General features: G+C 64.9%; 14 protein-coding genes. 6 read left to right on the forward strand and 8 right to left on the reverse strand.

Going from position 1 to position 12,587, the window contains the following annotated elements; all coding sequences use genetic code 11:
* Positions 1–30: 30 nt before the first annotated feature.
* Genes ACX80O_RS04070 through ACX80O_RS04080 form a run of 3 tightly spaced genes read left to right on the forward strand, consistent with a single transcriptional unit; the run spans position 31 to position 2,040 of the window.
* Positions 31–690, forward strand: coding sequence for a biotin transporter BioY (locus ACX80O_RS04070; RefSeq protein ID WP_459332622.1), 660 nt, complete (start codon positions 31–33; stop codon positions 688–690).
* A gap of 22 nt (positions 691–712) precedes the next feature.
* Positions 713–1,426 (forward strand): energy-coupling factor ABC transporter ATP-binding protein, encoded by a 714-nt coding sequence (locus ACX80O_RS04075; protein ID WP_459332623.1) that lies wholly within the window; start codon positions 713–715, stop codon positions 1,424–1,426.
* A complete protein-coding gene (locus ACX80O_RS04080; RefSeq protein ID WP_459307343.1) occupies positions 1,423–2,040 on the forward strand; it encodes an energy-coupling factor transporter transmembrane component T family protein in 618 nt (205 codons plus the stop codon). Before ACX80O_RS04075 ends, ACX80O_RS04080 begins: the two co-directional genes overlap by 4 nt.
* 143 nt (positions 2,041–2,183) lie before the next feature.
* Here the strand turns inward: ACX80O_RS04080 and ACX80O_RS04085 are convergent, their stop codons facing one another.
* The 6 genes from ACX80O_RS04085 to ACX80O_RS04110 all read right to left on the reverse strand — a co-directional run bounded on the left by ACX80O_RS04085 (position 2,184) and on the right by ACX80O_RS04110 (position 7,349).
* Positions 2,184–2,513: a metal-sulfur cluster assembly factor gene (locus ACX80O_RS04085; protein WP_196841456.1), complete on the reverse strand. Its 330-nt coding sequence runs from the start codon at positions 2,511–2,513 to the stop codon at positions 2,184–2,186.
* A 47-nt stretch (positions 2,514–2,560) separates the two neighbouring features.
* A complete protein-coding gene (gene sufC, locus ACX80O_RS04090) occupies positions 2,561–3,349 on the reverse strand; it encodes a Fe-S cluster assembly ATPase SufC (protein ID WP_459307344.1) in 789 nt (262 codons plus the stop codon).
* Positions 3,350–3,428: 79 nt separating this feature from the next.
* On the reverse strand, positions 3,429–3,788 hold the full coding sequence (locus tag ACX80O_RS04095; protein WP_459307345.1) for a non-heme iron oxygenase ferredoxin subunit: 360 nt from the start codon (positions 3,786–3,788) through the stop codon (positions 3,429–3,431).
* Positions 3,788–5,053, reverse strand: coding sequence for a Fe-S cluster assembly protein SufD (gene sufD / locus ACX80O_RS04100; RefSeq protein WP_459307346.1), 1,266 nt, complete (start codon positions 5,051–5,053; stop codon positions 3,788–3,790). Before sufD ends, ACX80O_RS04095 begins: the two co-directional genes overlap by 1 nt.
* Before the next feature lie 2 nt (positions 5,054–5,055).
* Complete coding sequence (sufB, locus tag ACX80O_RS04105) at positions 5,056–6,531, reverse strand: Fe-S cluster assembly protein SufB (RefSeq protein WP_459307347.1); 1,476 nt, start codon at positions 6,529–6,531, stop codon at positions 5,056–5,058.
* Positions 6,531–7,349, reverse strand: coding sequence for a helix-turn-helix transcriptional regulator (locus ACX80O_RS04110; RefSeq protein WP_459307348.1), 819 nt, complete (start codon positions 7,347–7,349; stop codon positions 6,531–6,533). The genes sufB and ACX80O_RS04110 overlap by 1 nt, the downstream gene beginning before the upstream one ends.
* Before the next feature lie 183 nt (positions 7,350–7,532).
* Between ACX80O_RS04110 and ACX80O_RS04115 the strand changes: the two genes are divergently transcribed.
* From ACX80O_RS04115 to ACX80O_RS04125, 3 genes are read left to right on the forward strand one after another with little or no spacing between them, the layout of a single operon-like run.
* Positions 7,533–8,483 carry an ABC transporter ATP-binding protein gene (locus ACX80O_RS04115; RefSeq protein ID WP_459332624.1) on the forward strand — a complete coding sequence of 317 codons (951 nt, stop codon included), beginning with the start codon at positions 7,533–7,535 and terminating at the stop codon, positions 8,481–8,483.
* Positions 8,480–9,223: an ABC transporter permease gene (locus ACX80O_RS04120; RefSeq protein WP_459332625.1), complete on the forward strand. Its 744-nt coding sequence runs from the start codon at positions 8,480–8,482 to the stop codon at positions 9,221–9,223. Before ACX80O_RS04115 ends, ACX80O_RS04120 begins: the two co-directional genes overlap by 4 nt.
* 5 nt (positions 9,224–9,228) lie before the next feature.
* Positions 9,229–10,230: a COX15/CtaA family protein gene (locus tag ACX80O_RS04125; protein WP_459307351.1), complete on the forward strand. Its 1,002-nt coding sequence runs from the start codon at positions 9,229–9,231 to the stop codon at positions 10,228–10,230.
* On the opposite strand, the gene ACX80O_RS04130 is transcribed toward ACX80O_RS04125, so the two are convergent.
* Both ACX80O_RS04130 and ACX80O_RS04135 read right to left on the reverse strand, forming a co-directional pair.
* Complete coding sequence (locus tag ACX80O_RS04130) at positions 10,214–11,119, reverse strand: dihydrodipicolinate synthase family protein (RefSeq protein ID WP_459307352.1); 906 nt, start codon at positions 11,117–11,119, stop codon at positions 10,214–10,216. The two genes, ACX80O_RS04125 and ACX80O_RS04130, sit on opposite strands and share 17 nt — an antisense overlap.
* Before the next feature lie 244 nt (positions 11,120–11,363).
* Positions 11,364–12,308 (reverse strand): heme o synthase, encoded by a 945-nt coding sequence (locus ACX80O_RS04135; RefSeq protein ID WP_459307353.1) that lies wholly within the window; start codon positions 12,306–12,308, stop codon positions 11,364–11,366.
* Positions 12,309–12,587: the final 279 nt, after the last annotated feature.

The raw sequence follows: 12,587 nt of genomic DNA on the forward strand, positions 1-12,587 counted from the left end.
TATTGTCGATAACCAACAGGAAGAGTCACCATGCGTCTGAAGAATCAGGTTCCCGCGACGGCCGCCGGGGATGATGCCACCCACGCCAGGCACCGCTGGAATGCCACGGATCTTTCGCTGATCGCGGTCTTCGCGGCCATGGTGGCCGCTCTAGCAATCCTACCTGCTATCCCCGCCGGGCCGCTCGGCGTACCCATCACCCTCCAGACCCTTGCCGTGATGGTGACCGGCATTGTGCTCGGTCCCGCCCGAGGCGGTGCCGCCGTCGCGCTGTATGTTCTGGTCGGTTTGGCCGGTCTACCGATCTTCAGCGGGTTCACCGGCGGGGTTGGGGTTCTCGCTGGGCCGTCCGCCGGGTACCTGCTCGCCTTCCCCCTCGCTGCCGTCGTCGCCGGGTTCCTGGCCCGGCTGGCCCTGACCCGGGTACGACGGTTCCGGTACGCCGCCCTGTTTGCGGCCTGCATGGTCACCAGCCTGCTGGTGATCCATCCCCTGGGTATCGCCGGCCTGATCATCAACGGCAAGCTGGATTTCGTGACGGCCGTGCTGGCCGACGCGATCTACCTGCCGGGCGACGCCCTGAAGAATCTTGCGGCGGCAGCGATCGGGCTCAGCGTGCATCGTGCGTTCCCGCGGCTGCTCGGCGGCCGCTGGCGGCCAGCCACACCGGCACCCGAATCCACTCGCTGAGCCCGGGAACGGGGCCCCAACCATGATCGCTTTCGAGGGTGCAGCCGTCAGCGTCGAGGGCCCGGTAGACCCCCGCCAGATCCTTGAGCCGCTCACCCTCACCCTTTCCGAGCGCAGGATTGCGGTGATCGGTGCCAACGGGTCAGGGAAGTCGACGCTACTCAAGCTCCTCAACGGGCTGATCACGCCGTCCGCCGGACGGGTCCTTGTCGGAGGGCTCGACACGGTGAAGGCCGGCCGGGCGGTCAGGCAGCGCGTCGGGTTTGTCTTCACCGATCCCCTGTCGCAACTGGTGATGCCCACGGGTCGCGAAGATGTTGAGCTGTCCCTCCGCGCGAAAATCCGCCACCCGGCCGAACGGCGGACGGCTGCCCTGGCGGTGCTCGATCGCTTCGGGCTTGTCCCGCTGGCCGATCAAAGCATCTATGACCTCTCGGGCGGGGAACGTCAGCTGATGGCGCTGGCCACCGTGCTCGCCGTCGACCCTGACATCCTCGTGGCCGATGAGCCGACCACCCTCCTCGACCTGCGGAACGAGCGGCGGGTCCGCAGCCTGTTCCGCTCGCTGGACCAGCAGGTCGTCTTCACCACCCACGACCTCGACTTCGCCGGCGACAGCGACAGGGTGCTGGTGATCGACGCCGGGCGGCTGGTGTTCGACGGCGACCCCCGGGACGCCATCGACAGGTACCGTAGCCTCCACCGTGACGCACCACTGCCGAACACCAGTCCATGAGGGGGCATGCCAGCCTGTTGGGCACCTATGTTGACGGCGACTCCGTGCTCCACCGGCTCCCCCTATGGACGAAGGGCCTCGCCGTCCTGCTCCTGTCGACCAGCGTGCTGCTCGTGAACACCCCAGCGCTCACCGGTGCAGCGCTGCTCGTGGTGGTGGCCGGCTATCTCCTCGGCGCCCGGCTGCCGCCGATCCACCTGTGGCGGCCGCTGGCCCCGGTCTGGCCCATGCTGGTCATCCTCGGCGGCTACCAGGTGATCGTGAACGGGCCGCAGCCAGCACTGCAACTGATCGGGAACATCACCACCTGTCTACTGGCGGCACGCCTGCTCACCCTGACCACTGAGGGCCAGCGACTGCTGGACGGCCTGGTCGCCCTGGCTGTTCCGTTTCGGCGATTGGGGGCCGACCCCGAACGGTTCGGCCTGACACTGGCCCTGATGGTCAGGAGCCTGCCCTACCTGGTCGGTTCGGTGGCCGACGTGCGGGACGCAGCGAAGGCGCGGGGGCTCGAACGCAACCCGCGTGCTCTCGTCATTCCCGTGGTGATAGGGGCCGTCGCCTACGCCCACCAGACCGGCGAAGCCTTGGCGGCCCGCGGTCTGGGTGATTAGTCCGGCTCCGGAGAAGCACCCGGCGCACCGCGAATCGGCTAGCGCTGCAGAAACCGGCAGCCGCCCCAGATATATCTGGGGCGGCTGCTGTTTTCTGCTGCGGATGCCGCTCTCTAGTGCGGCGTCCTGGCTAGTGCACCGGCCTAGATGTTGAACCCGAGGGCCCGCATCTGGTCGCGACCATCTTCGGTGATCTTCTCGGGACCCCATGGTGGCATCCACACCCAGTTCAGGCGCCAGTCGTCGACGACGCCGTCCAGCGACTGACCGACCTGCTCCTCAATGACGTCGGTCAGCGGGCACGCCGCAGTGGTCAGCGTCATGTCGATCAGCAGAGCGCCGTCGTCGGCGTACTTCAGGCCGTACAGCAGGCCCAGGTCGACGATATTGACCCCCAGCTCGGGGTCAATTACGTCCTTGAGGGCTTCCTCGACGTCGTCGATTGCGGTCTGTCCCGCGTTCACTTCACTCATTGTTCTCTACCTTCTCGAAGTGGTACCGAGCTCGAATGCCAACGCTCCTAGGCGCCGGCGGGAGCGTCGACTGGAGCCGGAGCGGAAGCCCCGAAGCGATCGTAACCCTCGGCCTCGAGACGGTCTGCCAACTCCGGGCCCCCCTGCTCGGCGATCCTGCCGTCGACGAACACGTGCACGAAGTCCGGCTTGATGTAGCGCAGGATCCGGGTGTAGTGGGTGATCAACAGGGTGCCCATGCCGCCCTTTGAGTGCTCGCGGTTGACGCCCTCCGACACCACCTTCAGCGCATCGACGTCGAGGCCCGAGTCGGTCTCATCCAGAATGGCGAAGCGGGGCTTGAAGAGCTCGAGCTGGAGAATTTCGACGCGCTTCTTCTCGCCGCCGGAGAAGCCTTCGTTGACGTTACGCTGGGCGAAGTCGGCGTCAATACGCAGCTGCGTCATGGCTTCCTTGACGTCCTTGGTCCAGTGACGCAGGCTCGGAGCCTTGCCGTCGAGAGCTGTCTTGGCGGTGCGGAGGAAGTTCGTCATAGTGACACCGGGTATTTCGACCGGGTACTGCATGGCTAGAAACAAGCCAGCGCGGGCGCGCTCGTCGACGCTCATGTCCAGGACGTTCTCGCCGTCGAGGGTGATGGTTCCGCTGTCCACGAGGTACCGGGGGTGACCGGCGATCGTGGAGGCGAGGGTCGACTTGCCGGAACCGTTGGGTCCCATGATGGCGTGTGACTCGCCGGTGTTGATGGTCAGGCTGACCCCTTTGAGGATCTGCTTCCTGACCCCCTGCTCCGTTTCAATGCTGACGTGGAGGTCAGTGATTATGAGGGTGGACATCTGTGGTTCTCCTTCGCGCCCTGCCCGAGGCAGGGTGTGCAGTCTGTGGTCGAGCCGGGTTGTCGAAAGTTGTGTAGGGCTAGCCAAGGTCCGGGACGGCCGCGCCGTTGGTGACAGTGGAGATGTCCACGTAAACCTCGTCGCCGTGAATTTCCAGGGCGAACACCGGGACCGGTTCGTAGGCTGGCAGCTGCAGCGGGGCGCCGCTACGCAGGTCGAATTGTGAGCCGTGGCCCCAGCACTCGATGACGCAGCCCTCGACGTCACCCTCGGAGAGGGAGATGTCAGCGTGGGAGCAGGTGTCCCCCAGTGCGTGGATGGCACCTTCGGAGTCCTTCACCACGGCTACCGGGTAGTCGTCGATCAGGATGCGCAGGGCCTGCCGGACCTCGATGTCGTTGACATTGCAGACCAACTCGCCCTTCGGTGCGTCGGTCATCAGATGTTTCCTGCCGCGAGTTCGCGCTCGACGGCGGCGGTCAGCCGCTCCTCGAGCGCCGGCACCTTGATTTGCTGGATGACCTCGTTGAGGAAACCGCGGACCACCAACCGGCGGGCAGTCTTTTCGTCGATGCCGCGGGCCATCAGGTAGAACAGGTGCTCGTCGTCGAACCGGCCGGTCGCACTGGCGTGGCCGGCGCCTTCGATCAGACCGGTCTCGATTTCGAGATTCGGCACCGAATCGGAGCGGGTGCCGTCGGTGAGGAGCAGGTTCCGGTTGGTCTCGTACGTGTCGGTCCCCTCGGCTTCCTTGCGGATCAGCACGTCACCCACCCACACGGTGTGCGCGTCCTGGCCCTGCAGCGCGCCCTTGTACGTGACGCGGGACTTGCAGTTGGGGACCGCGTGATCCACCAGGAGCCGCTGCTCAAGGTGCTGGCCGGCGTCAGCGAAGTACAGTCCGTACATCTCCACCTCGGACCCGGGTCCGGTGAACAGCGACGACGGCGTCATCCGCACCAGGTCGCCACCAAGGCTCACCACAACGTGCTTGAATCTCGCGTTCCGGCCAATCTTCGCCTGCTGCGTTGAGGTGTGGACGGCGTCGTCGTCCCATTCCTGAACACTGACGACGGTCAATTCAGCACCGTCGCCGACGACGATCTCGACATTCTGCGCAAGGGTGGTCTTCCCGCGGTGATCGAGCACCACAACAGCCTTCGAGAACCGTTCGGCGGTGATGATCAGGTGCTGCGCGGCGGGGGCCTCGTCAACACCGGTGACGGTGATCTGGATGTCGCCGTCGGCAACGATCTCCGCCGGGATGGTCACCACTGTCGCCTCGGTGAACGCTTCCCAGGCGGCTGCCGACACCCGGTCATCGGGAATCGAGGCGGACCCGATGCGCGCATCGTCTCGGCCTACCGTCTCGACAGTGACATTACTGGCGCCGGTGACCTCGACTGCGGGGCCCTGCCCGGTCAGCGGCTGATCATGCAGCCCGCGGAGGCGCTTGAGCGGCGTGAACCGCCAGTCCTCTTCGCGGCCGTTCAGCGGCGCGAAGTCGGCCAGCCTGTAGGACTTGAGCCGCTCACCGCGGGACGCTTCGGGGATGACCGGGGCGTCGCCGTGGCTGTGCTTCTTCGCGCCGTGCTGGCTGGTGCCCTCGTTGAACGGGGAAAGGTTCTCCCCCTCCTCGGTGAAACCGTCGATGGCAATCTTCTCTTCGGACGCTGGCGCGTCCAATTGGGTAGCTTCAGCCATTGTCAGCCTACTGCCCCTTCCATCTGGAGTTCGATCAGGCGGTTCAGTTCCAGCGCGTACTCCATGGGGAGCTCCCGCGCGATGGGCTCGATAAACCCACGCACGATCATCGCCATGGCCTCGTCCTCGGGCATGCCGCGGGACATCAGGTAGAACAGCTGCTCTTCGCTGACCCGCGAGACAGTTGCCTCGTGGCCCATGGTGACGTCGTCCTCACGGATGTCGACGTACGGGTATGTGTCGGACCGGGAGATTGTATCGACCAGCAGCGCGTCGCACCGCACCGTGTTAGCCGAGTGGGTGGCGCCCTCACGGACCTGGACCAGGCCGCGGTAGGCGGCACGTCCACCGCCACGGGCCACCGACTTCGAGATGATCGACGACTTCGTGTTCGGCGCGATGTGCACCATTTTCGAGCCGGTGTCCTGGTGCTGCCCCTCGCCGGCGAAGGCGATGGACAGGGTCTCGCCCTTGGCGTGCTCCCCCACCAGGTAGACGGCCGGGTACTTCATGGTGACCTTCGAGCCGATGTTGCCATCAACCCATTCCATGGTGGCGCCCTCGTGGGCGATGGCCCGCTTGGTGACCAGGTTGTACACGTTGTTCGACCAGTTCTGGATGGTGGTGTACCGGACCCGGGCGTCCTTCTTCACCACAATCTCGACGACGGCTGAGTGCAGCGAGTCGGACGTGTAGATCGGGGCGGTGCAGCCCTCGATGTAGTGCACGTAGGAGCCCTCATCGGCGATGATGAGGGTCCGCTCGAACTGGCCCATGTTCTCCGTGTTGATGCGGAAGTAGGCCTGCAGCGGGATCTCGACGTGGACGCCGGGCGGCACGTACACAAACGAACCACCGGACCAGACGGCCGTGTTCAGTGAGGCGAACTTGTTGTCGCCCACCGGGATGATGGAGCCGAAGTATTCCTCGAAGAACTCGGGGTGTTCCTTCAGCGCGGTGTCGGTGTCCATGAAGATCACACCCTGGCGTTCGAGCTCCTCGTTGATCTGGTGGTAGACCACCTCGGACTCGTACTGGGCTGCGACGCCGGAAACCAGGCGGTTACGCTCGGCCTCGGGGATCCCCAGCTTCTCGTACGTGTTCTTGATGTCCTCGGGGAGTTCTTCCCAGCTGCCGGCCTGCTTCTCGGTGGACCGGACGAAGTATTTGATGTTGTCGAAGTCGATGCCGGAAAGGTCGGCACCCCACGCGGGCATGGGCTTCCGGTCGAAGTATTTGAGACCTTTCAGGCGCAGATCAAGCATCCATTCGGGCTCGTCTTTCTTCGACGAGATGTCACGAACCACCTCTTCGCTGAGACCCCGCTTGGCGTTGGCGCCGGCGTCGTTCTTGTCGGACCAACCGAACGCATAGTTGCCGATGCCTTCGAGCTCGGGGTTTCGCTCCAGGATGTCGCTGATAACTGCCTCGGGAACGGCTGGCTCAGCCATTCTCTTTTGGTCTACTTGATCCGTCATCACGGCCTTTCTTGCTGATGGATGGATACGATCGGTTCGGTTCCGGGGGTGTCTGCCCCGGCGTGGGCCGGCGTAACCCGGCCCACAGGAATATGGGTGGTGCAGACGTGGCCACCGCGGGCGAGCGTGGACAGCCGCCGCACATCGACGCCGAGCAGTCGGGAAAACACTTCGGTCTCCTGGTCGCAGAACGAAGGGAATTCGGCCGCCAGCTCCTGAACGGGGCAATGGCCCTGGCAGAGTTGGACGGCCAGCATCGCAGCGTTGGGCGCGTTCCGGCCCAGCACTGTGGTGGACCCGACGAATCCGTCGGTAGTCAATGCAGCGGCCAACGCCTTGGCGCGGTCTTCAAGATCCGGGCCAGCGGCCTCCACCAGAGGGCGGTACCGGGATTCCATCTCAGCGAACCTGGTACGGGCAAACTGTTCGACAGCGTCGGGCCCCGCCACGTCTTGGAGTTGGGTCAAAGCGGCTTTGGCGATTGACAGGTAGTCGGTCCCCAGCTCAGCCTGCCCGCGCTGGCTGAGAACATAACGGCGTGCGGGCCGGCCGGCACCCGATGACGGGTTGCCGACGAGCTTGACTTCAATCAGCTGTTTGCGGGAGAGGGCGTCGAGATGGCGCCGCACTGCTGCGGGGGTGAATCCCAGCCGCTCGCCGAGTTCGGCTGCGCTGACGGGACCGTGCTCAAGGACCGCCGCAAGCACCTTGCTGCGGGTCCGGTCTTCAACCTCATGGGGGCGGACGGCGTCGGCCGGGTACGCATCAACCGAAAGCACAGCAGCCGGAACCGCGCTGGATGGGTATGCCTGGGTCATGTCGCCTCCTCCGGATTCTGCGCTGCAGCTATTCGTGGTCGTGGTGAGTCCACAGCAATCCTGTCCTCACACAATAGACAACATAATCATGTCCTAATCTGTTCCCCAGTTCCAGTAAGGTGAGGCTACCCAGAGGCGTGGCAGAGGGAATGACGAAGCTACTACATGCCGTAGAATCATGGGGTGCCAAATCCCTCTCCCGCGCTGGAAGTCAACGCGCTCATCAAGGACTTTGGACCCGTTTCTTCGCTTGACGGCAAAATGGTCAGGGTGCTCGACGGCGTCCACCTCCAAGCCTACCCCGGGCAGGTCACGGCACTCCTCGGAGCCAACGGTGCCGGCAAGACCACCACCCTTGAGTGCGCCCAGGGTCTGCAGCGTCCAAACAGCGGGACGGTCAGACTCCTCGGGGAGAACCCGTTCAACGCTGGCGCTGCGCTGCGGAGCAGGGTGGGCGTGATGTTGCAGGAAGGTGGGCTGCCGCCGTCGGCCCGGCCGTTGGCCCTGCTCAACCACGTTGCAGCAATGTACGGTTCACCGCGTCCGGTTGCCGAACTTGCCGACCGGCTGGGCATCAACTCTTACGCCACGACCGGCATCCGGCGGCTATCCGGTGGTCAGAAGCAGCGGCTCGCGTTGGCCTGCGCGCTCATCGGCAACCCCGAAGTGCTCTTCCTCGACGAACCCAGCGCCGGCCTGGATCCCCAGTCACGCACCATCGTCTTCGAGCTGATCCGTGAGCTGCGCGCCGAGGGCCTGGCGATTATTCTGACCACCCACCTGCTCGACGACGCCCAAAAACTTGCCGACTACGTCTACATTCTCGATGCCGGACGCACGGTGACGCACGGCACCGTTGCCGACCTGACAGCCGACGACGCCGGCGATACTTACCGCGACCTGCGTTTCCAGGCCATCCCCGGCCTCACCCTGCTGGCCGACGCGTTTCCCGGCCTGACCTTCCGCGAGACCGAGCCGGGCCGCTACTCGGTGGCCGGCTGCTTCACCCCAGCGGACCTGACAGGACTGGCACGATGGTGGGAAGAAGCAGGAATCATCCCTGCCTCAATCACCATGGAGCCGCGGTCACTGGAAGACGTGTTCCTCGACATTTCCGGTCGGGAGATCCGATGAGTGCTGCCGCTCCATTGACCCGGCGGATCCTGCTGCAGGGCCGCTACGAGGCGCTGTCCATGTTGCGCAATGGGGAGCAGCTGGTCCTCGCCATCGCCCTGCCGCTGCTGGGCCTGGTGGTGCTGACCCTCACGCCGTTCCTCGACGGGATGGCTGGAAGCCGCATCGACGCGGCCACCCCAGGGATCATCGCGCTCTGCGCCATGTCCACTGCGTTTACCGGCCAGGGCATCGCCACCGGATTCGACCGCCGCTACGGGGTTTTGCGCTTCCTGTCCACCACTCCCCTAGGCAAACCCGGCCTGATCTTCGGCAAGGCGCTCGGCGTCGTTGTCGTCCTGGCGGTGCAGTTGGCGGTGATCGGTTCCACGGCCGCCCTGTTGGGGTGGCGTCCCGATCCCACCGGAATGCTGTTCGGGCTTGCCCAGCTCATCATCGGTGCGGCCGCGTTCACTGCTCTGGGCCTTTTCGTGGCTGGGACGCTGCGACCCGAGGCCACTCTCGCGGTGACCAACCTGGTATGGATTCTGCTGGCGGTTGCCGGCGGGATTGTCCTTCCGGGGAGCCTGCTGCCCGAGTCGATTCAGCCGGTCGTCGACGTCCTGCCGTCGTCGGCCTTGGGTGACGGATTGCGGTCGGCGCTGATCGATGGGGTCTTCAATCTTCCGGCATTCCTCATTCTGGTGGGATGGGCTACCCTGTCCAGCCTGGCCGCTATTCGCTGGTTCAAATGGAGTTAGCACACATGACACAAACTGCACCTGACGGCAGGGGCCGCATCACGGCGAAACTACCGCACACCACCTCCCGGCTGGTCCGCGGGTTGGCGGTCGCATCCCTGGTTTCCCAGATCATGATTGTGGTAACCGGCGGAGCCGTCCGGCTGACCGCTTCAGGGTTGGGCTGCCCGGAATGGCCGCGGTGCACATCCACGTCGATCGTCAATACGCCGGAGATGGGCATCCACGGGGTCATCGAGTTCGGGAACCGGTTGTTGACCTTCGTGCTGACCGCCATTGCCATCGCCATGGTGGTGTCCCTCTGGAATTCGCGGAAGGAACGCAAGGATCTGTTCCGGCTCGCCCTCGCCCTCGCCGCTGGTATTCCGGCCCAGGCCATCCTCGGGGGAATTACGGTCCTGACGCAGCTCAACCCGTGGGTGGTGGGCTGGCACTTCATCGTGTCGATGGTTCTGATTGTGCTGGCGACCGTACTCGTCAACCGGGTCAGGCTCACCACCGTGCAAGCGGCGGGTACCGCTGCGCCGTCAGGGTCACGGCTGGTGCGCCAGATCCTGACCGCTGCTGCGGTGTTGACGGCCATCGCCGTTATGCTGGGCGTCATCGTGACGGGGTCGGGCCCGCATGCCGGGGACGCCGGCGCCGCCCGAAACAACCTTGACCCGGATTTGATGACGCGGATCCATGCGGCGCCCGTCTACCTGCTGGTCCTCACCGTCGTCGTCGCGCTGGTGCTGGTGTACCGCAGGCCGGTCGCACCCCGGCTGAAAACGTCGGTTCTTGTTCTCGCTGCGGTGGTCCTGACGCAGGGCGCCATCGGCTACCTCCAGCACTTTCTGCACCTGCCTGTCGCGTTGGTGGCTCTGCACATGCTCGGGGCGTCGGTTCTCACTGCGGCGATGGCAAATGCCCTGTACCTGGCAGTCAACTGTCAGGATCAGGTGTCAGCGGAGCAGGCCAACGGTGGGGCAACCGCTGATCGTGCGGCCCTCAGAGACGGCCGGTAACCTCCAGCGCATCAACCAGCCGGGCCAGATCACGTTGTTCGCTGCCGGGAACGGGCAGCACCGGCAGCCGTGGCTCGCCGGCATCCACACCGCAGGCCTTCGCCAGGGAGTGGAGCCCGCTGAGTTTCCGCAACCGCAGGACCGCCTGCACCACCGGCAGCAGGAGGCGCCGTGACTCGTCGATCCGGGCCGCATCCCCTTCAAGCACCGCCGCCCGAAACTCGGTGTACGCCAGTGGGAGCAGCGCGGCGGGGCCGGTGTGCCAGGCGTCGGCCGCCAGTTCTCCCGAAGCGATCAGCAGGTCACCGCTCAGCCCGTGGCTGAAGGGCTGGTCGGTCAGCGACCGCAGCCGGTCGTAGCGTTGCCGGAAACCGGTGACGTCCGCGGTGGTGTCCTTGAACGCCTGCACGTTGGGCAGGGTGAGGAGCTCGGCGACCAGTTCGAGGTCGTAATGGAACTGGGTGGTGCCGGGGTTGTTGTAGAGGCAGATGGGCAGGGACGTCACGTCGCACACGGCAGCCGTCTGCGCGGCGACCTCATCGTTGTTCAACGGCACGTACGAGACTGGGGAGAGCACCACGCCAGCAGCGCCGGCGCGCTCAGCGTCGCGGGCGGCGTCGAGCACTTCCCGGGTGCCGACCGAGCTGATCCCCACCACCACGGGGACGCCGGTGCCGGCCTGCCGTGCGGCGTCGACGGCTGTTGCAGCCACCTTCGAGCGTTCAGCGGCGCTCAGGTAGGCGAAACTCCCCGACGAACCCAGGACAGCGATGGTGTCGACCCCCGACGACGCCAGGGAGGACACCAGGGAGGTCAGCTCGGGAAAGTTGATGTCACCGTTCTCGTGGAAGGGAGTGACCGGGTACGCGATAAGACCGTTGAATACCATGTGATCATGCTAGCCGCACCGGCCGGTCAGACGACCGGGCCGCCCGGTGGGGCTGTGCAGGTTTGCTCAGGTTGTGCTGCCCGACGGCGTCCGGGCGCGGCGTGTAGGTGTTCGACACCCGGGTTGGGGTCGAGAACCTGAGCAAACCTGCGCGTTACGCGGTCTCAAAGGGGATGCAGCACCACACTTGGGCACCCGGAGTGGAAGTCGAGCCGCCACCGATGACAGGTGCCGCACCGGCCGGTCAGACGACCGGGCCGCCGATGAACGGGTCGATGGCCAGCGCCAGGAAGATCACGGTGAGGTAGCTGATCGACCCGTGGAAGACCTTCATCGAACCTTTGTCAGTGACGGTGCCACGGACCGCCGAGTTGTGGAGCTTGTGCGTTTCGGACAGGAACCAGATCCCGGCCGCGACGGCTGCCACAGTGAACACCCAACCGGCTCCACCCACGGGGATCAGGAGCAGCGAGCAGGCGACCGTAGCGTAGGCGTAGAGGACCACCTGGACGGAGACGACGCGGGCCCCCGCGATCGCTCCCAGCATGGGGACCTTCGCCGCGTTGTAGTCATCGCTGTATTTCATGGACAGCGGCCAGTAGTGCGGGGGCGTCCACAGGAAGATGATCAGGAAGAGGACGACGGCGGGCCACTCGACGGTGTTGGTCACCGCTGCCCAGGCAATCAGCACGGGCATGCACCCTGCAAGGCCGCCCCAGACGATGTTCTGCGGGGTGCGACGCTTGAGGATCAGCGTGTACACCACCACGTAGAAGAAAATCGCGGCAACGCCAAGACCTGCAGCCAACGGATTTGCACCAAACCAGAGGACGGTGATGGCCGCGATGCCGAGGACCCAGGAGAAGATCAACGCTTCACGCGGTGTGACCTCTCCGGTCACCAGTGGCCGCTTCTCGGTCCGGTGCATGACCTTGTCAATGTCCCGGTCGATGTAGCAGTTGAACGAACCGGCACTTCCTGCGGCCAGGGCGCCGCCGACCATTGTCGAAATCATCAGCCACACCTCGGGCAAACCGCCCTCGGCGAAGATCATGGTGGGCAGGGTGGTCACCAGCAGCAGCTCGATGACTCGAGGCTTAGTCAGAGCGAGGTAGGCTTTTGCCTTCCGTTTGAAACCCGTACGGGTGCCCGTTGTGCTGGCAAGGCGCGGATCCTGCTCGGTCTTCACGAGGTAACACTGCCGTTTCTGCTGGGGGGAAAGTCCTCTCTCATCATACCGTCCCCTCCCCTTCAGATTTTACGTCGTGTAGAACTTCCGGTGACCGTGTGTGCCGGGTGACTCCACGCGTCACGATGTGGCTTTGGAATTTGAAAAACAGCCCAAAGCGATAGGGTGATAGTTATGCCCAGTCCGTATCCGCCGGTCCACACCAGCGGTCTCGGGGCGAGGGTAGCCAGAATGCAGATTTGACAACGGTGAACGGCCAGTTGGTTCGGTGCGCAAAGA

It is taken from the genome of Arthrobacter glycogeni, from assembly GCF_054511155.1.

Bases quoted from the DNA above. Each gene is read 5' to 3' on its own strand.
- ACX80O_RS04070 (WP_459332622.1), top strand. From the start codon at position 31: ATGCGTCTGAAGAATCAGGTTCCCGCGACGGCCGCCGGGGATGATGCC.
- ACX80O_RS04075 (WP_459332623.1), top strand. From the start codon at position 713: ATGATCGCTTTCGAGGGTGCAGCCGTCAGCGTCGAGGGCCCGGTAGAC.
- ACX80O_RS04080 (WP_459307343.1), top strand. From the start codon at position 1,423: ATGAGGGGGCATGCCAGCCTGTTGGGCACCTATGTTGACGGCGACTCC.
- ACX80O_RS04085 (WP_196841456.1), bottom strand. From the start codon at position 2,513: ATGAGTGAAGTGAACGCGGGACAGACCGCAATCGACGACGTCGAGGAA.
- sufC (WP_459307344.1), bottom strand. From the start codon at position 3,349: ATGTCCACCCTCATAATCACTGACCTCCACGTCAGCATTGAAACGGAG.
- ACX80O_RS04095 (WP_459307345.1), bottom strand. From the start codon at position 3,788: ATGACCGACGCACCGAAGGGCGAGTTGGTCTGCAATGTCAACGACATC.
- sufD (WP_459307346.1), bottom strand. From the start codon at position 5,053: ATGGCTGAAGCTACCCAATTGGACGCGCCAGCGTCCGAAGAGAAGATT.
- sufB (WP_459307347.1), bottom strand. From the start codon at position 6,531: ATGACGGATCAAGTAGACCAAAAGAGAATGGCTGAGCCAGCCGTTCCC.
- ACX80O_RS04110 (WP_459307348.1), bottom strand. From the start codon at position 7,349: ATGACCCAGGCATACCCATCCAGCGCGGTTCCGGCTGCTGTGCTTTCG.
- ACX80O_RS04120 (WP_459332625.1), top strand. From the start codon at position 8,480: ATGAGTGCTGCCGCTCCATTGACCCGGCGGATCCTGCTGCAGGGCCGC.
- ACX80O_RS04125 (WP_459307351.1), top strand. From the start codon at position 9,229: ATGACACAAACTGCACCTGACGGCAGGGGCCGCATCACGGCGAAACTA.
- ACX80O_RS04130 (WP_459307352.1), bottom strand. From the start codon at position 11,119: ATGGTATTCAACGGTCTTATCGCGTACCCGGTCACTCCCTTCCACGAG.